The organism is Jannaschia marina, from assembly GCF_013404595.1.
Taxonomy (GTDB): domain Bacteria; phylum Pseudomonadota; class Alphaproteobacteria; order Rhodobacterales; family Rhodobacteraceae; genus Jannaschia; species Jannaschia marina.
Genome location: NZ_JABVAX010000004.1, coordinates 102713 through 125600, shown reverse-complemented (window position 1 = coordinate 125600; position 22888 = coordinate 102713). Strand labels below are relative to the sequence as shown.

Genomic DNA, 22888 nt, shown 5'->3' with positions numbered 1-22888 from the left:
CCCCTCGGCCGCCCCATTCGCTATCGCGGGCCGCATCAGACGGAGCAAGACGATGGCGATGGACAAGACCTTCGACGCCGCGACCGCCGAGGCGCGCATCAGCAGGGAATGGATCGAGGGCGGATACTTCCGCGCGGGCGCGAACGCGTCGCGCCCGGAGACGTTTTCCGTCATGATCCCGCCGCCGAACGTGAACGGATCGCTCCATGTCGGCCATGCCTTCAACAACACGCTGCAGGACATCCTGACACGCTGGCACCGGATGCGCGGCTTCCGGACGCTCTGGCAGCCCGGCCAGGATCACGCCGGCATCGCGCTGCAACTCGCGGTCGAGAAGGAACTCGCCAAGGACGGGCGGCAACGCCGGGACATGACCCGCGACGACTTCCTCGCCTACGCCTGGGACTACAAGCAGCGCACGGCCGACAACATCGTCGATCAGCTCAAGCGCCTGGGGGCCTCCTGCGACTGGGAGCGCAACGCCTTCACGATGTCGGGTGCCCCGGGTGCCCCGGCGGGCGAAGAGGGCAACTTCCACGACGCGGTCATCAAGGTCTTCGTGGAGATGTACGAAAAGGGCCTGATCTACCGCGGCAAGCGCCTCGTCAACTGGGATCCGCATTTCGAGACGGCGATCTCGGACCTCGAGGTCGAGAACATCGAGACGCCGGGCCACATGTGGCACTTCAAGTATCCGCTCGCCGGCGGGGCCACCTACGAGTACGTCGAGCGCGACGCGGAGGGGGAAATCCTCTTTACGGAGACGCGCGACTACATCTCCATCGCCACGACCCGCCCCGAGACGATGCTGGGCGACGGGGCGGTCGCCGTGCACCCCTCCGACGCCCGCTACGCGCCGATCGTGGGGCAGCTCTGCGAGATCCCGGTCGGCCCAAAGGAAAGCCGCCGCCTGATCCCGATCATCACCGACGAATACCCGGACAAGGATTTCGGCTCGGGCGCGGTCAAGATCACCGGCGCGCACGACTTCAACGACTACGCGGTGGCGAAGCGCGGTAACATCCCCTGCTACCGCCTGATGGACACGAAGGCCGCGATGCGCGCCGACGGGGCCCCCTATGCCGAGGCCGCTGCGATCGCGATGGCGGTGGCGCAGGGCGAGCGCATGCTGTCGGCGGCCGAGGTCGACGCCATCAACCTCGTCCCCGACCACCTGCGCGGGCTCGACCGGTTCGACGCGCGGGCGAAGGTGGTCGAGGAGATCACCGCCGAGGGCCTCGCCGTCATGGTTCCCGCGACCGACCCGCGGCTGGGCGCTTCGGCGTCACCCTCGGGCGCGGCGTCACCGTCATCCTCGGGCTCGACCCGAGGATCCCAAGCCGCCGGAGACGCCCGGGTCGAGCCCGGGCATGACGGCACAACCGGAACGCCTCCGCTCGACGCCGCCGAGGGCGGCGAGATGCGCACCGAGGACGACCAGCTCGTCCCCCTCGTCGAGCCGAAGCCGATCATGCAGCCCCATGGCGACCGCTCGAAGGTCGTCATCGAGCCGATGCTGACCGATCAGTGGTTCGTCGAGACCGACAAGATCGTCGGCCCCGCCCTCGACGCCGTCCGCGACGGCACCATCGAGATCGTCCCCGAGAGCGACCGCAAGGTCTATTTCCACTGGCTCGAGAACATCGAGCCGTGGTGCATCTCGCGGCAATTGTGGTGGGGTCATCAGGTGCCGGTGTTCTACGTCCCGCGCATCACGCCGAATCCAAAGAGCTCTGATCTGCGAGACGCCGCTCTGGACTGGGACGATCCTGTCGCGTTTTGTGCCGCAAACGAAGACGCAGCAAGGCTCCTTATCGCACGCCACCTCGAGTCGCTGGGTGTTCACTGGGAGTACTTTCACTCAGGTTACAACGGGATCACACAAGTCAGAATTGAGTTTGAGGACTTGGATGAGAACGGCGTGCCCGTTTGGCGCGACCCCGACGTCCTCGACACCTGGTTCTCCTCCGGCCTCTGGCCGCTGGGCACGCTCGGCTGGCCCGAGCGGAGCGAGGAACTCGACACCTATTTCCCCACCTCGACCCTCATCACCGGCACCGACATCCTGTTCTTCTGGGTCGCGCGGATGATCATGATGCAGCTGGCCGTCCTGCCGGACGAGACGCCGCTGAAGGACCGCATCCCCTTCGAGAAGGTCTACCTCCACGGCCTCGTGCGCGACGCCAAGGGCAAGAAGATGTCCAAGTCCGTCGGCAACGTCGTCGACCCGCTGGAGCTGATCGACGAATACGGGGCCGACGCCCTGCGCTTCGCCAATGCCGCGATGGCGAGCCTCGGCGGCGCGCTCAAGCTCGACCCGCAGCGTATCGCCGGCTACCGCAACTTCGGCACGAAGCTCTGGAACGCCGTCCGCTTCGCCGAGATGAACGGGGCCACCTTCGGCGCGGACGCGACCCCTAACGCGCGGCTCACCGTCAATCGCTGGATCATCGGCGAGACCGCCCGCACCCGCGCCGAGGTCGACGCCGCCCTCGACGCCTACCGCTTCGACGACGCCGCGGCGGCGCTCTACCGCTTCGTCTGGAACGTCGTCTGCGACTGGTACGTGGAGTTCTCGAAGCCGATCCTGCAGGGCGAGGAGGCCGCCGCGAAGGCGGAGACCCAGGCCGTCATGGGCTGGGTGCTCGGGATGTGCATGACGATGATGCATCCGATTATGCCCTTCATCACCGAGGAGCTCTGGGGCGCCACGGGGCACGACGGAATGCTCGTCCACGGCACCTGGCCCGAAGACCTGGGCGAGGACGCCATCGACCCGGCCGCCGAAACCGAGATCCGCTGGGTCATCGCCTTCATCGAGGCCATCCGCTCCGCCCGCGCGCAGATGAACGTGCCGGCGAGCGCGCGGATCCCCGTGATTGCCGTCGGCTGGAGCGCCGAGGCCCGGTCGGCCTACGAGACCAACGCCGCGATGATCGCCGCGCTCGCCCGCGTCGAGACGCTGACCGAGGGCGATGCGCCCAAGGGCTCCATCGCCGTCACCGCCGGGGCCGACCGCTTCGCCCTGCCCTTGGGCGACGTCATCGACGTGGCCGCCGAACGCAGCCGCCTCGACAAGCAGGTCACCAAGCTCGAGAAGGAAATCAAGGGCTTGTCGGGCCGCGCGAACAACCCGAAGTTCGCCGAAAGCGCCCCACCCGAGGTCGTGGAGGAAACCCGCGCCAACCTGGCCGCCCGACAGTCGGAACGCGATGCGGTGCAGCGCGCCCTCGACAGCCTGAACGAGCTGGCATGAACTTCAACATCCTGATCGTCGGTCAGAAAGGCCGCCTCGCCCACGAGGCCTGCCTCTTTGCCGCGACGCTCCGGGAGATAAGCCCCAAATGGTCCGGCCGCCTGATCGTGGGCGAGCCGGAGCCGGGCGAGCGCTGGCCCGACGACCCGCGCATCCCCGAGGGACCGCAGCGCGACTTGCTCGGTCGCCTCGGGGCCGAGATCGTGCCTTTCCGCAACTGGCACTTCGGGGCCTATTACCCGAACGGTAACAAGATCGAGGGGCTGACCGCGCTCCCCGACGGGCCGTTCGTCTTCTTCGACACCGACACCGTCATCACCGGCGAGCTGGCCGACGTCGAGATCGACTTCGCCCGGCCCGCCGCGTCCATGAAGCGGGAGGCGACCTGGCCCACGGTCGAGATTTACGGGCCGGGTTACAACGAGATATGGGGCGCTCTTCATGCGCGTCGGGGCGGACGGCTGGAAGACACGCTCGACACGCGCTGGCCCGACGAATACTGGCGGCGCTACCTCTATTTCAACGCGGGCTGGTTCTTCGGGGACGACCCGAAGCGCTTTCACGGGGCTTTCCGCGACGCCGCGCTGATGATCCGGGACGATCCGCCCGAAGAGATCGCGACCCAGACGTTGGAGCCCTGGCTCGATCAGGCCGCGCTGCCGCTGGCCGTGCATGAACTCGGCGGGGGCCGGCCCGGCGACAGGGGCGGGATCGCGGACGGCATCTTCGACGGGAGCCACAGTTTTCACTATCGTTTCCTGCCGCTGATGTATGCGACGGCCCCCGACCACGTGATCGCGGCTGTCGAGGCCGCGACGGCCCCGAACAAGGTCAAGAAGGTGCTGAAGGACTACGAACCCTTCAAACGGTTCCTCTACCAGCCGAAGGGGGCCAAGGCGCGGGCGCTCTTCGATCGCGACGACCTGCCGCGCAAGGAGCAGGCGATCCGCAACAGATTGAAGCGGGAAGGCCTCTGGATCAGGTGAAGATCGACCCGTAAAACGCTGAAATATATGATCTAGAAGTTGGACAGACTCGAATTGGCCGCCGCCGCGAACCGTTCCATGACGGTGTCCCACAGATCCGAGAGTTCCGCCGCCCCCGCATGGTGCGAGACGGTGAGGCGCGAGCCGCCCGGATCCGGCGCGAAGCCCACCGTGACCTCTGCCGGCGCGGAGAGGCCCAGCGTCCAGGCGAAGCTGATCGCATGGGGCTTCTGCGCCGTGCGGACCTCGGCCCAGGTGCCCTCGCTCCCGTCGTAGAGCACTTCCCGGAGCGCCCCGCCCGCCACCGGATCGAGCAGCACGACCTGCGGCAGGGCCCCCTCCGCCCGCGCCGAGAGCGAGACCCGCGCCACGGGCCACCAGATCGACAGGTCGTCGCAGAAAAGCGTCCAGGCCTCCAAGGGCGTGAGGCGCGTGGTCAGTGCGTGTTCCACCCGGTCCGATACGGCCGGCGCATCCGGCATGGCCTTGAGCGCTCCGAGCCAGCTGACGAGCGGCCCCGCGCCGCCGGGCACGAGCGCATAGAGGTTGCGCGTGCCCTCGCCCCGGACGGTGACGAGACCGGCCTCCAGAAGCACCCTGAGATGTTGCGAAACCGCGGGTCGCGAGACCGGCAGTGCCTCGGCGATGCGCCCTACGGGCAACGGCCCCTCGCGTAGGCGGTCGAGCACCGCACGCCGTGTCGGGTCGGCCAGGGCCGTCAGGATCGCTTCGAAACTCGCGGCGTCACGCATGTGTCGATATTCACCCACAGCATTCCCGCGTCAATTGCCGCGTCGCGCGCCGTCTGTGGCGGCGATCCGCCGCAGACGCTCGGCATTGTCGCGCCGCATCGGCTTGAAGCCCCCTGCGCCCGGGCATAGGTTCGACCCCGACCCCGACCGCGACAGGCGCGGCGGGGCGGCAGAAGGGGCAGTGCCATGATCGATCCGGTCGACCAGTTTCAGAACAACCTCGTGCCGATGGTGGTCGAACAGACCAGCCGCGGCGAACGCGCCTACGACATCTTCAGCCGGCTGCTGAAAGAGCGCATCATCTTCGTCAACGGGCCTGTCCACGACGGCATGAGCCAACTCATCGTCGCGCAGCTCCTGCACCTGGAGGCGGAGAACCCCTCGAAGGAAATCTCCATGTATATCAACAGCCCCGGAGGCGTCGTGACCTCTGGCCTGTCGATCTACGACACGATGCAGTACATCCGCCCCGCCGTCTCGACCCTCGTCGTCGGCCAGGCCGCCTCGATGGGCTCGGTCCTGTCGGCGGCCGGCGAGAAGGGGCTGCGCTTCTCGCTGCCGAACTCGCGCATCATGGTCCACCAGCCCTCGGGCGGCTACCAGGGCCAGGCGACGGATATCATGATCCACGCCCGCGAGACCGAGAAGATCCGCAAGCAGCTCTACGACATATACGTCAAGCACACCGGTCAGGACTTCGAGGAGGTCGAGCGCGCGCTCGAGCGGGACAACTTCATGTCCCCGCAGGAAGCGAAGGACTGGGGCCACATCGACGAGATCGTCGAGAACCGCGCCGACGCGAAGCCGGACGACGAGACGTGATCCTCGAACAAGGATGAACAAGGGGCCCGCCGGCACACGCCCGGCGGGCACGCCGTCGGCGCTCGCAACCGCTGGCGCTGACGTGACAGGATGCCGGAGAAACTCTCGGGATTTTGCCATTGTGGCCCCCGCCGGTTGGGCCTAGGCTCCCGAGCAAATCACGGGTTTTTATCGGCGGGGCACGGCCCCGCTGTCGGCGGCCGAAGGCAGGGTCGTGCGACACGAGGAGGCGACGATGGCCAGCAACTCCGGTTCGGGCGACGGGAAGAACACCCTCTATTGCAGCTTCTGCGGTAAGTCGCAGCACGAGGTCCGCAAGCTGATCGCGGGGCCGACCGTGTTCATCTGCGACGAATGCGTCGAGCTCTGCATGGACATCATCCGCGAGGAGACGAAGGCCGCCGGCCTCAAGTCCTCCGACGGCACGCCCACCCCGCGCGAGATCGCCGACGTCCTCGATGACTACGTGATCGGGCAGGAGCATGCCAAGCGCGTGCTCGCCGTCGCCGTCCACAACCACTACAAGCGGCTCGACAACGCGTCGAAGTCCGACATCGAACTCGCGAAATCGAACATCATGCTGATCGGGCCCACGGGCTGCGGCAAGACGCTGCTCGCGCAGACGCTCGCGCGCATCCTCGACGTGCCCTTCACCATGGCCGACGCGACGACGCTCACGGAGGCGGGCTACGTCGGCGAAGACGTCGAGAACATCATCCTGAAGCTCCTTCAGGCCAGCGAGTACAACGTCGAACGGGCGCAGCGCGGCATCGTCTACATCGACGAGGTCGACAAGATCACCCGCAAGTCCGACAACCCCTCGATCACCCGCGACGTGAGCGGCGAAGGCGTGCAGCAGGCGCTCCTGAAGATCATGGAGGGCACCGTCGCCTCGGTACCGCCGCAAGGCGGGCGCAAACATCCGCAGCAGGAGTTCCTCCAGGTCGACACGACGAACATCCTCTTCATCTGCGGCGGGGCCTTCGCCGGGCTCGACAAGATCATCGCGCAACGCGGCAAGGGCAGTGCCATGGGCTTCGGGGCCGACGTGAAGGACCCTGACGACAAGTCGACCGGCGAATACTTCAAGGATCTCGAGCCGGAGGACCTACTGAAATTCGGCCTCATCCCCGAGTTCGTTGGCCGCCTGCCCGTCATCGCCACGCTCACCGACCTCGACCTCGACGCGCTCGTCACCATCCTGACGCAGCCGAAGAACGCGCTCGTCAAGCAGTACCAGCGCCTCTTCGAGCTCGAAGACGCGCAACTCACCTTCACCGACGACGCGCTCCGCGCGATCGCGCAGCGGGCCATCGAGCGCAAGACCGGCGCGCGCGGCCTGCGCTCGATCATGGAAGACATCCTGCTCGACACGATGTTCGACCTGCCGGGCATGGACACGGTGGAAGAAGTCGTGGTGAACGAGGAAGCCGTGCGCCGCGAGGTGAAGCCGCTCCTGATCCACGCCGAGAAGGCCAAGAACGAGGAGCCGGCCTCCGCCGGTTGACCGCCGGATCGGCTCCTCCGGGGCCGCCGCGTGCACTCTCCACGCCATGATCGGGAACCTCACACCGGCGCTGCCGGAAGGGGCGGTATCGCGGCCATCCCCGCGTGCGAAGCAAACGTCGCAAACCCGTCCTTTAACATCCGCCGATAGCCGGATCGGTTTGACGCACATACGTTTTCGCGCATGACGCAGACCAGTGTTCCACCGCCAGGCCTTCCGGCGGATCTGTCGGGCTTGGCCGTGGAGGTCGCCCGGGGGATGCTGGCGGCAGAGTGCCCGGACACCCGCTGGCGGGTCGCCGTCGACTGCCTCGAAGATCTGGGCGCGACCGCGGTCATCGGCGCGCGGGTCGACAGGCACCGGCGGATCCCGCTGCGGTTCCGCGCGACCCTGCGCCCGTCGGTCCTGCGCAGCTACGAGCGGGAGGAGATGTGGCGTCACGACACGATCGTCCGTCATGTCGCCACCCGGGCGGACGCGATGATCTGGCGGACGGCGCGCCCCTTCGACCCGGACGACCCGCTGGCAGGGCCATTCGGGGCCTTCGTCCGCGATTCCGGCGAACGCGCGATCGCCTGCTTCAGCGCGCCCGACGGGCGGCATCGCCGGTCGCTCACCTTCTGCTCCACCCTTCCGGCGCGGGAGGTGCTGGCCCCCGGCAACCTGCGTCGCCTCGGGATCGCCGCGCGCCTCCTGCTGCCCTGGATCGACTGGCCGGAGGTCTGCACCGGCCCCGACTTCCTCGATACCGGGCGCGAGACGCTGACCCGTCGCGAGGGCGAGACGTTGCGCCTGCTCGCGTCGGGCCTGCAGAACGCCCGCATCGCGGACACCATGGGCATCTCGGAGGCGACGGTGGCCAAGCACCTGCGCAACGCGCACCACAAACTCCGCGCCCGCACCCGGGAGGAGGCGGTCGCGCGGGCGATCGAAGACGGCAGGATCGACCCGGATCGAACGACGCCGGAGTGAACGGACTTCCCGATCCGCGCCTTTCGCGAAGCGCCGTCAGACAAGCCGTTTGGCCCCCCCCTCGACGCGGTCGATGCGGATCCGGCGGACGGCTCTTTCGCGCGCCGCCACCGTATGGCGACCCGTCGGACGCCACCCCTCGAAGCGCGGGGGCAACGCCCTACCTCGGGGTCATGAAAGATGCCTCTGCCGCCACCGCCCCGGATCTCGTCTTCACCCCCACGCGCGCCGCGGGCCTCGACCGGCTGGAGACGTTCCTGCCATACGCGGGACGAGCCTACGCCGAGACGCGTAACCACGATCTGCCGGGGCACGAGAACGTTTCCCGCCTCTCGCCCTGGATCAGCCATCGCGCCGTGACCGAGGCCGAAGTCGCCGCGAAGGTGCTGTCGAAATACTCCGCCTCGACCGCCGAGAAGCTGCTGTCGGAGGTCGTCTGGCGCACCTACTTCAAAGGCTGGCTGGAGCGGCGGCCCGGCATCTGGACCGACTACCGGCAGGGCCTCAAGGCGGCACGGGACCGGCTTGCCACCTCTGGCGGCCTGCGGCGCGCCTGGGAAGACGCCTGCGGGGGCAACACCGGGATCGCGCCGTTCGACCACTGGGCCGGGGAGCTGGTCGAGACCGGCTACCTGCACAACCACGCGCGCATGTGGTTCGCCTCGATCTGGATGCACACGCTGCGCCTGCCGTGGGAGCTTGGCGCGGACTTCTTCCTGCGCCATCTCCTCGACGGGGACGCGGCCTCGAACACGCTGTCGTGGAGATGGGTCGCGGGGCTGCATACGAAGGGCCGCCCCTACCCCGCGCGCGCCAGCAACATCGCCAAGTTCACCGGCGACCGTTTCGACGCGCGCACGCTCGGTCATCAGTTGACCCCGTCGGGCGAGGTCGAGGCGCTCGACGGCCCGCCGCATCCCGACCCGAAGACCGTACCGCAGGACGTCGCTCTTCCGACGGGGCGGATCGGCCTTCTCCTGCACGAGGACGATCTGCGTCCCGACTACCTGCGCACCCGCGGCCTCGATCCGGCAGGCACCGCCGTGCTGATCGCGCCGGCGGCACGTTCGCCCCTCACCGTCGCGCCGCAGGTCGCCGCCTTCACGCGCAAACTGGCCGAGGACGCGCTCGGCGGGTTGCCGGACCCGGGCCCCGTCACAGATCGGGGAGAGGACATCGCCCGCTGGGCCGCCGGCTTCGACCACGTCGTCACCCCCTATGCGCCCACCGGCTGGCTGCGCACGGCGCTCGACGCGCTGCCGGTCGAGACCCTCCGCCCGGTCCGCGACTGGGATCTCGCCGCCTGGCCCCATGCGACCGCGGGGTTCTTCAAGGTGAAGAAGGTCATCCCCGACATATTGGACACGATTCCATCGGATCTGGGACACATTTGATGCGCAGGCTTCACAGAACGGAATTCCTCGGCTACGGTTAAATTTAATGCAGGTCCGGAAAACGGGCCGCACCAAGGCAGTAGCAAGCACGGGGCAGTGACAGTGCGACAGGCAACACGAGGGGTCTTTGCACCCCACTCTATCCGTATTATTTCGTCCGTCGCCCTCGTCGCGCTGATCGCCGGCTGTCAGGGCACGTTCCCCGGTGCGGGGGGCGGCAAGGACGCCACGCGCGCCGCGCCGATCGGCGACAGCGTGCAGCTCATCGAACGCGACGTCGAGGCCCCTGAGGTCTTCAGCGCCAAGGATCGCGCCCTCTGGGACGGGCGGCCGTCGCTCGGCGGCGTCTGGGTCGCGGCACCCGACGTGCGCGATCCCGAGCGCGTCATCATCCGCAACGAGGAGAATGGCAAGTTCGTCATCGGCGCGCTCTTCAAGCGCGAGCGGTCGAACCCGGGGCCGACGCTCCAGATTTCCTCCGACGCCGCGGCGGCGCTCGGGATCCTGGCCGGCTCGCCCACGATGGTCGATGTCGTGGCGCTCCGGCGGGAAGAAAGCGCCGCGCCGGTACCCGCCCCCGCCGCCAGCGCCCCGGACGCCAGCGCCGGAGCCGAGACGGCACCGCTCGCCGAGGAAATCGTCGAAACGCCGGAGGCCCCCGTCGCCGCCGAAGAGACCGAAGCCCCTCGCCCCGACGCGATCGCGGCGGCCGGTGCGGCGCTCGACACGGTCGGGGATGCGGATGCCGAGAGCGGCACCGCTCCGGCCGAAGCCGCGGCGCCGGCCGCGGAACCCCGCCGCGGCAACTTCTTCACCCGCCTCTTCAAGCGGCGCGGCGGCGGCACGCCAGAAGCCCCCGCCGCCCTGCCGGATCAGTCGGTCCTGCCGGAGCCCGTCGCCGCGAGCGGTGCGGCCCCCGCCGTGACCTCCTCGTCGCTCGACGCGGCTCCCGTACGCACCGCTTCCGCCACGCCTGCGCCCGCGCGCAGCTCCGGACTCGAGCGCGCCTACGTCCAGATCGGCATCTTCTCGGTCGAGGATAACGCCCGCAACACGGCAACCGCCCTGTCGAACGCCGGCGTCGTGCCGACCGTTTTGGAGGAGGAGGCCCGCGGCCGTACCTTCTGGCGCGTCGTGGTCGGCCCGTCGACGACGTCGTCCGACCGGGCGGCGGTAATCCGCAAGGCCAAGTCGCTCGGCTTCACGGATGCTTTCGCCGTCCGCGGCTGAGGTCCATACGGGGCCCCGACATTCACATCGGAGAATCCTGCCCATGCTCCGCCCTGCCCTTCGCCCGCTGATCGCGGCGCTGCTTCTCGCCTCTCCGGCCCTCGCGCAGGAGTTCCAGACCCGCGCCGGATCGGCCGTCGTGGTCGACCACAACACGCAGCAGGTGCTGCTCTCGAAGAACGGCGACGTGCCGCTGCCGCCGGCGTCCATGTCGAAGCTGATGACGCTCAACATGACGTTCGAGGCTCTGGAGGACGGTCGGCTGTCGCTCGACACGACCCTGCCGGTCTCGCAGCACGCGGCAAGCTATGGCGGCTCGACCATGTTCCTCGACAGCCGGGACCGCGTCTCGGTCGAGGATCTGATCCGCGGCGTGGTCGTCCTGTCGGGCAACGATGCGACCGCGGTGCTGGCCGAGGCCCTTTCGCCCGACGGCACCGAGACCGGCTTCTCGCAGATGATGACGACGCGCGCACGCGAGCTCGGGATGGAGAATTCGGTCTTCCGCAACTCCAACGGCTGGCCCGCGCCCGGGCACGTGATGTCGATGATGGACCTGGCAATCCTGGCCGAACGGCTCATCACCGAGTTTCCGCAGTACTATCCCTATTTCGCCGAGACCGAGTTCGCTTTCGACGGCCGCTCGCCCTCGAACCGCTTCAACCGCAACCCGCTCCTGCGGCTCAACATCGGCGCAGACGGGCTGAAGACCGGGCACACGCAGGAGGCGGGCTACGGCCTCGTCGGCAGCGCCGTGCAGGGCGACCGGCGGGTGACCTTCGTCATCTCGGGCCTCGATACCGAAGCCTCGCGCGCCGAGGAGAGCGAGCGCATCGTCAACTGGGCCTTCCGCCAGTTCGCCGAGGTCGACCTTCTGACGGAGCGCGCGCCGCTCCTGCAGGCCGACGTCTTCATGGGCGAGGCAGCCACCGTCGGCCTCGTCCCGGCCGAGAGCGTGCGCGTTCTGCTGCCCGTTTCGGGGCGCGAGCCGGTGCAGGGCGAAGTCGCCTTCGACGGCCCCATCGAAGCCCCCGTGACGGCCGGCGCGCAGCTCGGCACCATCACGCTGTCGCACCCGGGTGTCCCCCCGGTCGAGGTTCCGCTCCTCGCCGCCGCCGACGTCGCCGCCGCGGGCCCCGTGCGCCGCATCCAGATCGCCGGGGCCCGTGTCGCGGGCGAGGTGCTGGGCTCGGCGCTCGAACGGTTCCAATAGGGCGCGCGCGGGGGATTTTCCCCCGCCCCCGGCCCTGCTAGGGCGATCCCATGTTCATTTCCCTCGAAGGCATCGACGGCTCCGGCAAGTCGACCCAGGCCCGGATGCTGGCCGATCACCTGGAGGCTCAGGGCCGCACCGTCCTGCGCACGCGCGAGCCGGGCGGCAGCCCGGGGGCCGAGGCCATCCGCGCGCTTCTGGTCGAGGGCGACCCCGGCCGCTGGTCGCCCATGACGGAGCTTCTGCTCTACAACGCCGCGCGACGCGACAACCTCGAACGCCGGATCGAGCCGGCCCTCGCCCGCGGCGAATGGGTCGTCACCGACCGCTGGACCGACAGCACCCGCGTCTACCAGAGCACGCGCGGCGGCGACCGGGCCACGGTGGATGCGCTGCAGGATCTGGTGATCGGGCGGGAGCCCGACCTGACCCTCGTGATAGACATGGACCCGCAGGCCGCGCTCGCCCGCGGCCTCGCCCGCCCGGGTCAGGAAGACCGGTTCGAGCAGCTTGGCCTGACGTTCCAGGAGACCGTGCGCACGGGCTATGCGGCGCTCGCCCGCGATTTCCCCGACCGCGTGCGCCTCATCGACGGCGACGGCACCGCCGAAGAGGTGGCCGCCCGCGTCCGGGCCGCCCTGCCGTGACCGACGACCTGCCCGAAGCCGACCGCCTCGACGGGCACCCGCACCCGCGCGAGACACCCCGGCTCTTCGGGCAGGAGGCGGCCGAGGCCGCGTTCCTCGAGGCCTGGAACACGGGCCGGCTCCACCATGGCTGGCTCCTGACCGGGCCGCAGGGGATCGGCAAGGCGACCCTCGCGTGGCGCATCGCGCGGTTCCTGCTGACCGATCCGCCGGCGCGGGCGGAGACGCTCGACGCGACCGAAGGGCACCCCGCCCTGCCCCGCATCCGCGCGCTCTCGGATCCGGGCGTGATGCTCATCCGCCGCCCCTGGGATGAGAAGACGAAGAAACTCAAGACCCAGATCACCGTCGACGAGGTACGCCGGCTGGGCGGGTTCTTCGGCATGTCCGCCGGGGGCCGGCGCGTGGTCATCGTCGATCCGGTGGACGAGCTGAACCCCTCGGCCTCCAACGCGATCCTGAAACTGCTGGAGGAGCCCCCGGCGCAGGCGACGCTCCTCCTCGTCTCGCACCAGCCCGCGCGACTCCTGCCCACGATCCGCTCGCGCTGCCGCGTGCTGCGGTTGCAACCGCTCGCCCAACCCGCACTCGAAGCGGCGGTCGAGCAGGCGGGCGGGCACCCGGCGGCGGCCTCCGCGCTGGCCGAAGGGTCCGTGGGGGCCGCACTGGAACTGGCCGAGGGAGGCGCGGAGATCTACGAGGCGCTTCTCGATCTCTTCGCCGGCCCGTCGATGGACCGCGCCCGCGCGCGCAAGCTGGCCGATGCCTGCTCCGGCAAGGCCGGGCAGCCCCGGCTCGACGCGACCCTCGGTGCGCTGGCCCGGCTCCTGCACCGGGCGGCGCGCGCCGGTCTCCTTGGAACCCCGGTCGACGCGCCCGAGGCCGAGGTCCGCACGCTGACCCGCCTCGCCCCCCACGACGCCGCCGCCCGCACCTGGGCCCACGTCGCGCAGGAGGTGAGCGACCGCGCGACCCACGCGCGCGCCGTCAATGTCGACCCGGCCGCCATCGTCTGGGACGCGCTCGCCCGCGTCGACGCGCAGGCCCGCCGGATCTGAGGTTGCGACGGCCCGGCGCGCGGTCTACGCCCGCCCCATGGAACCGAAGATCACCGACGCCCATTGCCACCTCGACTTCCCGCAGTTCGAGGGCGAGCTGCCCGACCTCCTGGCCCGCGCCGCCGAGGCGGGCGTGCACCGCATGGTCACGATCTGCACGAAGCTGCGCAACGCGCCCGCCGTGCGCGCCCTCGCCGAGGCCCATGCCCCCGTCTTCTGGGCCGCCGGCACGCATCCGATGTCCGCCGCCGAGGAGCCGATGGCCACCGTCGAGGAGCTGGTCGACCTGGCCCGCCACCCCAAGATGGTCGGCATCGGGGAGACCGGGCTCGACTACCACTACACCGCAGAGAGCAAGAACGCGCAGCAGGAGAGCCTGCGCCTGCATATCGAGGCGGCGCGGCAGACCGGCCTGCCGCTCATCATCCACGCGCGCGACGCCGACGCCGACATGGCGCGCATCCTGACCGAGGAGCATCGCGCGGGCGCCTACGACTGCCAGATGCACTGCTATTCGAGCGGGCCCGAGCTCGCGCGCGCCGCGCTCGACCTCGGGTTCTACCTGTCGATGTCGGGGATCGCGGCCTTCCCCCGCAGCCGGGAGGTGCGCGAAATCTTCGCGGCCGCCCCACTCGACCGCATCCTCGTGGAAACCGACAGCCCCTACCTCGCCCCCCCGCCCCACCGCGGAAAACGCAACGAACCGGCCTTCGTGAACCACACCGCCCGCGTCGGGGCAGAGGTCTGCGGGATGGACTACGTCGATTTCGCGGCGGCAACTGAGGCCAATTTCGAGCGGCTCTTCCCGAAGGCGGCGGCCTGAGCGGCTCAAGGCCACCGCCCCCGTCATCCTCCACGCGCGTCATCCTCGGGCTCAACCCGAGGATCTCGCGGTGGGGAGAGATGGTCGGATCAAGTCCGACCATGACAATCGACGAGGCTCACGCCGTTCAGTGGCAGTGCAGCGGTTGCGACCCGGCGTGGCAGCACTGGCCCGGAGGCGAGTTCTTGCGGCACCCGCCGTCGTGCGAAACTTCCTGCGCGCCGAGGCCCGGCGTGCCCGTGGCCGGCGCGGCGGCAAGTGCGGGGGTGGCCAGAGCGAGGGCGGCGCAGAGGACGATATACTTCATGGAACAGGATCCTTGTTAACGGTTCGTTCATCTCTGTTAACGGGATCCCGGAGCTCCGTCTCTACCGACGCGCGAGCATACGGCCTTGCGCAACAGTGCCTTAGCGCAACGGATCGCCCGGAAGCCGCCGCCCTTCCCGTGCCTCGATCGCTGCCATGCAGGCGGCGAGGCTGCGCTTCGGGTCGTCGGGGAACCGCTCGTCGAGCGGGTCAAGCACGCCGATGCGATCCACGCGGAACATGCGGAAATCCTCCCGGAGCGCGCACCAGGCCACCAGCGTCCAGACCTTGCCCCAGAACCAGAGGCCGAGCGGTCGCACGCGCCGGTCGGTGTGGGTGCCGTCCGGGGTGACATAGACAAGGCGCGTCCAGCGGCGGTCGCGGATCTGGTGGTCGAGGGTGTCGAGGCGCACGCGGTCCGACTCGGCAAGGCCCGAACGCAGCACGAAATGGCGGTCGAGCGCGTCCTGCACGTCCTGCCCGCGCGGCAGCACGGCCTCGATCTTGGCAAGCGCGTCACGCGCGCCCTCCTCCATCCCGGGCCCGCCCCAGGCCGAGACCATCCGCGCCCCGAGCGCCAGCGCCGTGACCTCCTCGGGGGTGAACATCAGGGGCGGGATGTCGAACCCCGCCCGCATGATGTAGCCCACGCCCGCTGCCCCCTCGATCGGCACGCCCGAGGCCTGAAGGTCGGCGATGTCGCGATAGACGGTGCGTTCCGACACCTCCATCGCCTCCGACAGCCGCGCCGCCGTCCAGAGCTTACCCCCGCGCATCAACTGCACGAGACGGAAGAGACGATCGGCCCGGCGCATCCCTCAGAACCGGAAGAAGCTGAGCGAATTGCCGTCGGGGTCGGTCGCGTAGAAGAACGTGCCGAAGGGGATGGTGATCGTCTCGCTCACGACCTCGCCGCCCGCCTTGCGCACCCGCTCCATCACCGCCGGAAGCGGGTCCGTCACGGCCAGGCTCACGGTCGGCCCGCGCCCGTCGCCCGCCGGCTTGCCCTCGTAGATGTGGCCCGACACGCCGCCGCCATAGGGGAAGGTCGCGGCCATGTTGGGGCCCATCTGCTCGGCCGTCATCGTCACGCCCAGCACCGTCTCGTAGAAGCCCTGCGCCCGGGCGAGGTCACCGACGGGGATCTCGGCCCAGACGACGGCATTGGGCGCGGCTCCGTCGACGGTGCCGGGGTTGAAATCATGGGTCTCGGTCATGGTCACTCTCCTTGTCTGAGGCCCCGGATCGGGGCTGCGGGAGAGATCGCACAGCCCTCCTGACAGCATCCTGTCAGGAGCCTGTCAGGATGCGGCGTCCTTTTCGAGCCCGCCCTCGCGCCGGATGAAGTCCACCACCTCCGCGACCCCGGTACCGTGGCGCAGCGCGGCCATCACGTAGGGCCGCGCGCCCCGTGCCACGTCGAGGTCGGCGCGCGCGCGGTCGAGGTCGACGCCCACGTGGGGCGCGAGGTCGGTCTTGTTGAGGATCAGCAGGTCCGAGCGCGTCACCCCCGGCCCCCGCTTGCGAGGAATGTCCTGCCCGGCGGCCGTGTCGATCACGTAGAGCGTCAGGTCGGCCAGTTCGGGCGAGAAGGTCGCGGCGAGGTTGTCGCCCCCGCTCTCGATCAGGACGACGTCGAGGTCGGGGTGCGTCGCGCGCAGGTCGGCGATGGCGGCAAGGTTGATCGAGGCATCCTCCCGGATGGCCGTATGCGGGCAGCCCCCCGTCTCGACACCGCGGATGCGATCGAGCGGCAGCACCTGCGCCCGCATCAGCGCCTCGGCATCCTCGCGGGTGTAGATGTCGTTCGTGATGACCGCGATCGACAGGTCGGGGGCCAGAGCGCGGGCCAGCTGTTCGGTCAGCGTCGTCTTGCCCGCGCCGACGGGGCCGCCGATCCCGACGCGCAGGGGGCCGTTCGGAGACGTCACGCGTCTTCCTCCTCGAAGACTTCGAGCGCGGCATTGAGCCCGTTGATCGCCGCCGGAAATCCGCCGTAGAGCGCCATTTGCCAGATCGTCTCGGCGATCTCCTCGCGGCTGAGCCCCGCCTTGCGACCACCGGCGATGTTCACCTTCAGCTGCGGCCGTGTCTGCCCACCGAGCGCCGTGAGCGCGGCGATGGTCGCGATGTAGCGGTCCCGCAGCGGCAGGCCGGGGCGCGCGTACTGGCGGCCGTAGGCGAAGTCGACGACCCCCTCGGCCATGCCCGGCAGAAGGTGGCCATAGCGCGCGTCGAGCGCCGCCTCCATTCCGGGGTTCAGCTCTTCGGAGAGGGCCTTTCCGGTGTCGTAGCTGCTCATGTGCGGAAGATCCTCGGTTGCAGGGTTTCATGCGCCATCGCGTCGAGCTCCGCGACCATCGCCGCACTGCCGGGCGGCAGCGGATCGTCACGGGCGGCCGTTGTCATGAGAAAGGGGTGCAAATCGCGCAGGAGGGTCTGCGCCTCGGCCTGCCCGAGCGGCAGGAAGCGCGTCGCGGCCGAGACCATCTGTGCCGCGAAGGCCTGCAGGTAGAGGAGGACGACCGTCTCGGCCGCCATCCCCCGCGCGCGCAGCCCGAGCGCGACCGGCAGCGGCAGATCCGCGAGCGGCGGCTCGCCCATCGCGTTGGTCGTCGCGCAGAAGGCCGCGCCCTGGTCGCGCATTTCCTGCCAGCGTTCGGCGCATCCGGCCCGGGCCCGCAGCGTCGCGGCCACCTCCTCCGGGTCGCCTCCGCCGATGACATGCCGGATCGCCCAGGCGTCGAGCGGCCCCGCCCCCCGTTCGATCACCGCGCGCACCCATCGGGCCACCTCCGCACCGTTGCGCACCCGCCCCTCGGCCATCGCCGTCTCCAGCCCGTGGGAATAGGCGTAGCCCGAGACCGGAAAGGCGGGCGAGAGCCACTGCGTCAAACGCAGCAGGTCAGTGTTCATGGGCGTGGCCCATCGTGCGTCCGTGGCCATAGGCCCCGCCCTCGGGGTGGAAGGGCCGCGTCTCGGCGCTGACCTCGGCCCCGAGCCCTTCGAGCATTCCGCGCAGCACGTGGTCGTCGCGGATGACGAGGTGATCCGGTCCCATCTGGCAAGGAGTGTGCCGGTTGCCGATGTGCCAGGCGAGCCGCGGCAGGTCGCCCCGCACCACGAGCACGGGCTCCGGTGCGGCTTCGAGCGCGATCTCCGTCCCGTCGTCGAGGCGCAGCCCCGCGTGGTGGCTCAGGTCCGTCAGCTCGGGCAGGTCCAGGTGCACGGCCCGTCCGCCTTCGGTGACGAGCCGCTTCCGCCGCAGGAGCCGCGCGTCGTAGTCGAGCCGGATCACGTCGGCGGGGGCGTGCAGGTGGTCGAGGAGCGTGACACTCATGGCACCGCCCGGATGTCCGTCGGCGTCAACCGCGTAATTGGCTTCTGGTTGAAGGCATAGGCGGTCACGATCGTCACGCCATAGTCCGGAAGGTAGAGCAAATCCTGCCGGAAGGTGCCGTCGCGGCTCCCGCTCTCGACCGCGGTGCCGGGCAGCACGTTGAGGTTGCAGCCGCCGATGTCCCGCGTCTCCATGGCCTTCCATTCGAAGGTCAGCGTCACCTTCTCGATGTCGTCCGGGGCCCAGAGGATCCGCACCCGGCTGTCCCATCGGCCCCCGGGAACGGGGCGATCGCCGGCCGCGAAGGGCGGATCAGCCTCGCGCAGGAGCGGCAGGCCGTCGGGGACCCCGTTCGTCAGCGGCTGCGAGAAGCTCCAGAAGACACCCCCCTCCAGGATGTCCCGGTTCACGTCGCCCGCATCGGTCCAGAGGAGTTCGATGCGGCCATCGGGAAGCCGGCGGAAGACGTCCGTGTTGGGGTCGTTGGCGGGTTTCGCGTAGGTCACCTCGATGCCCGTCTCGATCGCCTCGGGGGGCGGGCAGTCGGCACGTGCGGCCCCCATCGGCAGGAGCACCGACAGAGCCATCGCGGAAAGGGATGCGCCCCTCAAAACAGGAAGTACCGCTGCGCCATCGGCAGCTCCTCCGCCGGCGCGCAGGTCAGGAGTTCCCCGTCGGCGCGCACTTCATAGGTCTCCGGGTCCACCTCGATCTGCGGCAGCGCATCGTTCAGGATCATGTCTTTCTTCCCGATCCCCCGCGTCCCCCGGACCGCGATCATCTCCTTCGCCGTGCCAAGCCGCTCCGAGAGGCCCGCCTCCACCGCCGAGGCGCTCGCGAAGACGACCGATCCGCGCTCCACCGACCGCCCGAACGTCCCCCACATCGGACGCGAATGCACCGGCTGCGGCGTGGGGATGGAAGCATTGGGGTCGCCCATCTGCGCCATGGCGATCGTGCCGCCGACCAGCACCATCTCGGGCTTCACCCCGAAGAAGGCGGGCGACCATAGGCAGAGATCGGCGCGCTTGCCCACCTCGACCGACCCGATCTCGTGGCTGATCCCGTGGGCGATGGCCGGGTTGATCGTGTACTTCGCGATGTAGCGGCGCACGCGCAGGTTGTCGTTGTCGCCCGTCTCCTCGGGCAGGCGCCCGCGCTGGCGCTTCATCTTGTCGGCCGTCTGCCAGGTCCGGATGGCGACCTCGCCCACCCGGCCCATGGCCTGGCTGTCGGAGGCGATGATGCTCATCGCGCCCATGTCGTGCAGGATATCCTCGGCGGCGATGGTCTCCTTGCGGATGCGGCTCTCGGCAAAGGCCACGTCCTCGGGGATCGCCTTGTCGAGGTGGTGGCAGACCATAAGCATGTCGAGATGCTCTTCCAGCGTGTTCACCGTATAGGGCCGCGTCGGGTTGGTGGACGACGGGATCACATGCTCCAGCCCGCAGACCTTGATGATGTCGGGCGCATGGCCCCCGCCCGCGCCCTCGGTGTGGAAGGCGTGGATCGTCCGGCCCTTCATTGCGGCGATCGTATTCTCGACGAAGCCGCTTTCGTTGAGCGTATCGGTGTGGATCATCACCTGCACGTCCAGGTCGTCGGCGACGGTCAGGCAGGTGTCGATGGCCGCGGGCGTCGTGCCCCAGTCCTCGTGGAGCTTGAGCGCGCAGGCCCCCGCATCCACCATCTCGTAGATCGCATCCGGGCGCGACGCGTTGCCCTTGCCCGACAGCGCGAGGTTCACGGGGAAGGCGTCGAAGCTCTGGATCATCCGCCCGATGTGCCAGGGCCCCGGCGTGCAGGTCGTGGCGAGCGTGCCATGGGCGGGACCCGTGCCGCCGCCGAGCATGGTCGTCATGCCCGAGTGCAGGGCATCCTCGATCTGCTGGGGGCAGATGAAGTGGATATGCGCGTCGAAGCCCCCCGCCGTCAGGATGCGCCCCTCGCCCGCGATGGCCTCCGTCCCCGGCCCGATCACGATATCGACGCCCGGCTGCGTGTCGGGGTTGCCGGCCTTGCCGATGGCGAAGATGCGCCCGTCCCGCAGGCCCACGTCTGCCTTCACGATGCCGGTATGATCGACGATCAGCGCGTTGGTGATGACGGTGTCGACCGTCCCCTCGGCCCGCGTACGCTGCGACTGGCCCATCCCGTCCCGGATGACCTTGCCGCCGCCGAACTTCACCTCCTCGCCGTAGGTGGTCAGGTCGCGCTCGACCTCGATGAAGAGCTCGGTATCGGCGAGACGGACGCGGTCGCCGGTGGTGGGGCCGTACATGTCGGCATAGGCGCGGCGGGAGATCGTGGTCGGCATGTGGCCTCTCGGGTGGTCTGCGCGCTCACACTGGGGGGCCGCCCGGGGGGTGTCAAACCCGCCGCGCGCCCTCCGCCACGCACACCGCCGGCCTGCTCAAGAATCGGGCATCTGTCGAAGCAGGGCGCGGATCGCCCGCACCGCCGAACGATAGTGGCTCGGCCCCGAGGCCTCGGCATAGCGGCCCACCGTCCACTTGGTCTGTCCGACCATCGGCGGCCCATAGAGCGCGCCGGCCTCCGTCTCCTGCACGAACCGCAGGATCCGGGCGTGACCGTCCGCCAGCAGGGCGCGCGTCTCCGGCCAGCTCATGTGCGCCTGATCGGCACGGACCTTGGCATTGTAGGCCTTGAGTTCGGACCACTTGTAACCTTCGGCGGGAATATGGACGGGTCCGCCCGCCGCGGCCTCTGCCTGCCAGCCGAGAAAGAGCGCGATCCAATGCGCCCGGTGCCCGACGATGTCCTTGATCGAGACATCGTCATCGCCCTTGCGCAGCGCAGCCGCCTCCGGGATCCCGTCGATCAGCGCCCGCAGCTTGGCGTAGTCGCGGTCGAAGAGCGCGAGTAATTCATCCTTGGTGGTGGCGGGCATGGGCTCTCCTCCGATCTCTGCCACCAGCCTGTCTACCCCGCGCAGGTCGGGCCTTGATCCAGCGCAACCGGAGCAGTCGAGATAGCCTGGTTTCGCTCAGTTGCGCAGGTTTCCGCGGCCCCACCCGAACTCGCGAACACGGCGACCCCGGCTCGCTGCAGAACCCGCGCCACGGCATCGACGTCGGACACGTAGGGGTGCCGCACTGGCCCCTCAGCCGAGAAGACGCGCGGAAGCGTCAAATCAGTAGAGGTCGTAGACGTTGTCCGGCTCGCCCATGAAAATGACGTCGCGTGGTACGTCGTGGACATGCGGTTCCGTCTCCGAATGCTCGAAGTACTGGAACATCCGCGTCCCGTCCGGTGCGATCACGATCTGCCGTCCCACGCCCAGATCGTGGTCGTATTGTCTCAGGACGCTCTCGCCGGGACCGAAATCCCAGAAGTCGAACGAGTCGACGTTGAAGAAGCTGTCGGGCTCCGGCGTCGCGGTGACGACGATCTCCTCTCCGTGACCGCCGTCCTCCGGGGTGACGGCAGTGACGTCTTCGATGGTGTCGGGCATGTCGCGCTCCCTTTTCGCTGATCTCTCCCGTCATCAGGGGGCGACCGTACGGAGCGGGCGGCAAGCGCCACATCTCCGCATCGCAAATCCAGCGAAAAGACGCCGAGGCAATTCCTGCTGCACTGGACCCGCGGCATTCGTTTGGCGAAAACCTCGATCCCGTCAGAGCGGTGCGCCGACGGGTCACGCAGTTCGAATCGGGCCTTGGGTGGGACGCTTCAGGCCATCGCCAGGATCCGGGCCGGACCGCCGGTGCCGCCCGCGTGCTTCGGCGCGCCGACGATGAGCGTGGCCCCGGCGGGAGGCATCTGCTCGAGCCCGGCGAGGTTCTCGATCCCGTAGCGGCCGGCCGGGAGCCAGGCGTAGTGGGTCGCGAAATCCTGCGAGGGCCCGTGATCGAGCGAGAGCGTGTCGACCGCCATCGCCGCCGCCGACGTCTGTTCCAGCAGCATGGCCGTGGCCTCGGGGTGGAAGCCGGGGAAATGCAGCCCGCCCGCGTCGTCCGCGCCGCGATAGGCCGGCTCCGCGACCTTGTCGCCCCAGCCCGAGAGCATCGCCACGCAGGACCGGTCGGGAATATCGCCGTTCACCTCGATCCAGGCCGCCAGGTCGTCGGGCGTCACCTGCGCGTCCGGATCGGCATCGGCCTTCTCGCGGATGTCGATCACGCAGAGCGGCACCACGAGGTTGCCGACCTCGATCTCGTCCACCGACTTGCCGTCCTCCGAGAAATGGAGCGGCGCGTCGATATGCGTGCCGGTATGCTCGTTGATCGTCAGGTTGAAGAGGTTGAAGCCGTTTTCCTCGAAGTTGAACGCCTGTTCGAGCGCGATGCCCGGCTCGCCGAAGAACGTCGGGAAATCGGGGCCATAGGTATGGGTCATGTCGAAGACCGAGCCATGGGCGTCGGCCACGGCGGGCACCGCGGCGAGGCCCGCCGCCCCGGCCACGCCGGCCGCCGCCCCGCCGCGCAACAGGTCGCGCCGCGACAGCATCCGGTCCTTGACGGCATTCATCACGCAGACATCACACATGGGTCTTCCTCCGGCTTCGGTCTTTGGCGCCAGTAGCCCAAATCCCGCGGGGGCCTGTCAAGCGTGAGGTCCA

The 22888-nt window shown here is 69.3% G+C and carries 24 protein-coding genes; 11 read left to right on the top strand and 13 right to left on the bottom strand.

The genetic code is table 11. The annotated features are described in order from the left end of the window. The first annotated feature begins 52 nt into the window (after positions 1-52). A complete protein-coding gene (locus HSX43_RS09335) occupies positions 53-3256 on the top strand; it encodes a valine--tRNA ligase (protein WP_179379858.1) in 3204 nt (1067 codons plus the stop codon). Then, positions 3253-4242 carry a hypothetical protein gene (locus HSX43_RS09330; protein ID WP_179379857.1) on the top strand — a complete coding sequence of 330 codons (990 nt, stop codon included), beginning with the start codon at positions 3253-3255 and terminating at the stop codon, positions 4240-4242. Before HSX43_RS09335 ends, HSX43_RS09330 begins: the two co-directional genes overlap by 4 nt. Before the next feature lie 32 nt (positions 4243-4274). Here the strand turns inward: HSX43_RS09330 and HSX43_RS09325 are convergent, their stop codons facing one another. Then, on the bottom strand, positions 4275-4994 hold the full coding sequence (locus tag HSX43_RS09325; RefSeq protein ID WP_179379856.1) for an ArsR/SmtB family transcription factor: 720 nt from the start codon (positions 4992-4994) through the stop codon (positions 4275-4277). 186 nt (positions 4995-5180) lie between these two features. On the opposite strand from HSX43_RS09325, the gene HSX43_RS09320 reads away from it, so the two are divergent. The 9 genes from HSX43_RS09320 to HSX43_RS09280 all read left to right on the top strand — a co-directional run bounded on the left by HSX43_RS09320 (position 5181) and on the right by HSX43_RS09280 (position 14660). Next, the gene (locus HSX43_RS09320) at positions 5181-5816 is read left to right on the top strand and encodes an ATP-dependent Clp protease proteolytic subunit (RefSeq protein WP_179379855.1); all 636 of its coding nucleotides are present in this window, start codon (positions 5181-5183) and stop codon (positions 5814-5816) included. Positions 5817-6051: 235 nt separating this feature from the next. Next, positions 6052-7323, top strand: coding sequence for an ATP-dependent Clp protease ATP-binding subunit ClpX (clpX, locus tag HSX43_RS09315; RefSeq protein ID WP_179379854.1), 1272 nt, complete (start codon positions 6052-6054; stop codon positions 7321-7323). Between the two features lie 183 nt (positions 7324-7506). Further along, positions 7507-8295: a helix-turn-helix transcriptional regulator gene (locus tag HSX43_RS09310; protein ID WP_179379853.1), complete on the top strand. Its 789-nt coding sequence runs from the start codon at positions 7507-7509 to the stop codon at positions 8293-8295. A gap of 173 nt (positions 8296-8468) precedes the next feature. Continuing rightward, positions 8469-9689, top strand: a complete 1221-nt coding sequence (locus HSX43_RS09305) for an FAD-binding domain-containing protein (protein ID WP_179379852.1) — start codon at positions 8469-8471, stop codon at positions 9687-9689. Positions 9690-9791: 102 nt separating this feature from the next. After that, positions 9792-10919, top strand: a complete 1128-nt coding sequence (locus HSX43_RS09300) for an SPOR domain-containing protein (RefSeq protein WP_328795241.1) — start codon at positions 9792-9794, stop codon at positions 10917-10919. Between the two features lie 43 nt (positions 10920-10962). Continuing rightward, on the top strand, positions 10963-12132 hold the full coding sequence (locus HSX43_RS09295; RefSeq protein WP_179379851.1) for a D-alanyl-D-alanine carboxypeptidase family protein: 1170 nt from the start codon (positions 10963-10965) through the stop codon (positions 12130-12132). 50 nt (positions 12133-12182) lie between these two features. After that, positions 12183-12779: a dTMP kinase gene (gene tmk / locus HSX43_RS09290; RefSeq protein WP_179379850.1), complete on the top strand. Its 597-nt coding sequence runs from the start codon at positions 12183-12185 to the stop codon at positions 12777-12779. Then, entirely contained in the window at positions 12776-13837 is a 1062-nt protein-coding gene (locus tag HSX43_RS09285) for a DNA polymerase III subunit delta' (protein ID WP_179379849.1), read from the top strand. Before tmk ends, HSX43_RS09285 begins: the two co-directional genes overlap by 4 nt. Before the next feature lie 37 nt (positions 13838-13874). Next, positions 13875-14660, top strand: coding sequence for a TatD family hydrolase (locus HSX43_RS09280; protein WP_179379848.1), 786 nt, complete (start codon positions 13875-13877; stop codon positions 14658-14660). 127 nt (positions 14661-14787) lie between these two features. Here HSX43_RS09280 and HSX43_RS09275 read toward each other — a convergent pair whose 3' ends face one another. The 12 genes from HSX43_RS09275 to HSX43_RS09220 all read right to left on the bottom strand — a co-directional run bounded on the left by HSX43_RS09275 (position 14788) and on the right by HSX43_RS09220 (position 22815). Continuing rightward, complete coding sequence (locus tag HSX43_RS09275; RefSeq protein WP_179379847.1) at positions 14788-14967, bottom strand: hypothetical protein; 180 nt, start codon at positions 14965-14967, stop codon at positions 14788-14790. Positions 14968-15067: 100 nt separating this feature from the next. Beyond that, positions 15068-15781 (bottom strand): helix-turn-helix transcriptional regulator, encoded by a 714-nt coding sequence (locus HSX43_RS09270; protein ID WP_179379846.1) that lies wholly within the window; start codon positions 15779-15781, stop codon positions 15068-15070. 3 nt (positions 15782-15784) lie between these two features. After that, positions 15785-16183: a VOC family protein gene (locus tag HSX43_RS09265; protein WP_179379845.1), complete on the bottom strand. Its 399-nt coding sequence runs from the start codon at positions 16181-16183 to the stop codon at positions 15785-15787. 84 nt (positions 16184-16267) lie between these two features. Continuing rightward, on the bottom strand, positions 16268-16897 hold the full coding sequence (gene ureG, locus HSX43_RS09260; RefSeq protein WP_179379844.1) for an urease accessory protein UreG: 630 nt from the start codon (positions 16895-16897) through the stop codon (positions 16268-16270). Next, positions 16894-17268 carry a carboxymuconolactone decarboxylase family protein gene (locus HSX43_RS09255; protein ID WP_179379843.1) on the bottom strand — a complete coding sequence of 125 codons (375 nt, stop codon included), beginning with the start codon at positions 17266-17268 and terminating at the stop codon, positions 16894-16896. Before HSX43_RS09255 ends, ureG begins: the two co-directional genes overlap by 4 nt. Further along, on the bottom strand, positions 17265-17882 hold the full coding sequence (locus tag HSX43_RS09250; protein WP_179379842.1) for an urease accessory protein UreF: 618 nt from the start codon (positions 17880-17882) through the stop codon (positions 17265-17267). The genes HSX43_RS09255 and HSX43_RS09250 overlap by 4 nt, the downstream gene beginning before the upstream one ends. Then, positions 17872-18306, bottom strand: a complete 435-nt coding sequence (locus HSX43_RS09245) for an urease accessory protein UreE (protein WP_179379841.1) — start codon at positions 18304-18306, stop codon at positions 17872-17874. The genes HSX43_RS09250 and HSX43_RS09245 overlap by 11 nt, the downstream gene beginning before the upstream one ends. Beyond that, positions 18303-18893 carry a hypothetical protein gene (locus HSX43_RS09240; protein WP_179379840.1) on the bottom strand — a complete coding sequence of 197 codons (591 nt, stop codon included), beginning with the start codon at positions 18891-18893 and terminating at the stop codon, positions 18303-18305. The genes HSX43_RS09245 and HSX43_RS09240 overlap by 4 nt, the downstream gene beginning before the upstream one ends. A gap of 20 nt (positions 18894-18913) precedes the next feature. Further along, positions 18914-20623 carry an urease subunit alpha gene (gene ureC / locus HSX43_RS09235; RefSeq protein ID WP_179379839.1) on the bottom strand — a complete coding sequence of 570 codons (1710 nt, stop codon included), beginning with the start codon at positions 20621-20623 and terminating at the stop codon, positions 18914-18916. 96 nt (positions 20624-20719) lie between these two features. Continuing rightward, a complete protein-coding gene (locus HSX43_RS09230) occupies positions 20720-21217 on the bottom strand; it encodes a ClbS/DfsB family four-helix bundle protein (protein ID WP_179379838.1) in 498 nt (165 codons plus the stop codon). Positions 21218-21460: 243 nt separating this feature from the next. Then, entirely contained in the window at positions 21461-21781 is a 321-nt protein-coding gene (locus HSX43_RS09225; RefSeq protein ID WP_179379837.1) for a hypothetical protein, read from the bottom strand. Between the two features lie 218 nt (positions 21782-21999). Continuing rightward, the gene (locus tag HSX43_RS09220) at positions 22000-22815 is read right to left on the bottom strand and encodes a cyclase family protein (protein ID WP_179379836.1); all 816 of its coding nucleotides are present in this window, start codon (positions 22813-22815) and stop codon (positions 22000-22002) included. Between the last annotated feature and the right edge of the window lie 73 nt (positions 22816-22888).